Source organism: Endozoicomonas sp. SESOKO3, from assembly GCF_024606255.1.
In genome coordinates this window covers 1-1,050 of sequence record NZ_JAHHPR010000431.1, presented here as the reverse complement: position 1 = coordinate 1,050, position 1,050 = coordinate 1, and the positions used below count along the sequence as shown (strand labels likewise).

Annotated in this window: 1 protein-coding gene; it reads right to left on the bottom strand. The window is 44.5% G+C overall.

Going from position 1 to position 1,050, the window contains the following annotated elements; genetic code table 11:
• On the bottom strand, positions 1-1,050 hold a 1,050-nt coding region (locus KDK18_RS07455; RefSeq protein WP_257254260.1), incomplete at both ends, for a hypothetical protein.

Sequence of the window (1,050 nt, the reverse complement as noted above, 5' to 3'; positions counted from 1 at the left end):
CTCTTCCTCTGCCTGCTGTCTGGCATCTGTGATAGATATCTGCATCTCCCTGGAAATTTCGTGATGACGGTAATACTCATCGTCCTCCAAATTGAGAGCATCCATTTTCAGGGCTTTTTCCACGGCACTCAGTTTACCAAGTACTTCAGGCTTGGCTCTGGGATGGTCAGGTGTTCTGATGTCTTCCAGCTCTTCTTCCAAACTTGCAAGCTTTTGTTCATTCTCAAGTACATTCTTATGTATTGTATCTAGCAGTGCGATGCGATCCTCTACTGTGCTATCTTCAGGTAGTTTCACACCATAAAACACTGTCAAAAGAGCATTTTGCATAAGTATGTCGTCGGTTTTACCAAGACCGCTTTGAGCATTCAACTCCTGAATTTTCTGAAGGATACGTTCTTGATGAACGTTCAATTTTCCGCCTTGAGTGTTCTGTGTCTGAAGTCTCTGAATCAGAAGTGCCTTTTGAGTCTCAATATCTGCCTTGTCGTCAAAATCCTGAATGTTTAAATGTGCGGCAATGGTTGCAAATTGAGCCTTGGTTACAGATGTTTTTTCAGTTTCTGTCCTGACGACCTGTTGCTGAAGATCTTTTTGATCGATCCGGGTTGCCTGCTGCTTCAGGTGCTGTTGAATGGACTGAAAGCGGGCATCAAGATCGTTTTTATTGTCCGGAATAATACCAAGCTGGCCTTCAATAGCGGCCAGATTTGTTTTTACGGCTTTTAGTTGATGCGGTTCTGTTGCGACAGTGGCCATCAAGATTTCATTAATTCTTTCTGTGATGCGTCTGGCTTGCTCTTCTTGTGGCAGGGTATCATCCCAGTCAGCTATGCCAAGTTCTCTTGCCAGCCTGGAGTTGTATACATTTCTGGCATGATGAAGTGGTCGTTCCAGCGCTGGAATGCGCTTGCTTTCCTGCTGAAGTTTCTGTTCCTGAATTTCCAGGCTCTCCATTTCGACACGAAGTTTTGCAAGCTCATCCTCGATTCCTTGCCTGATTTGTTGTGCTTCGAGTTTTTCCTTTTCATTGTCAACCTCTGTATCCGT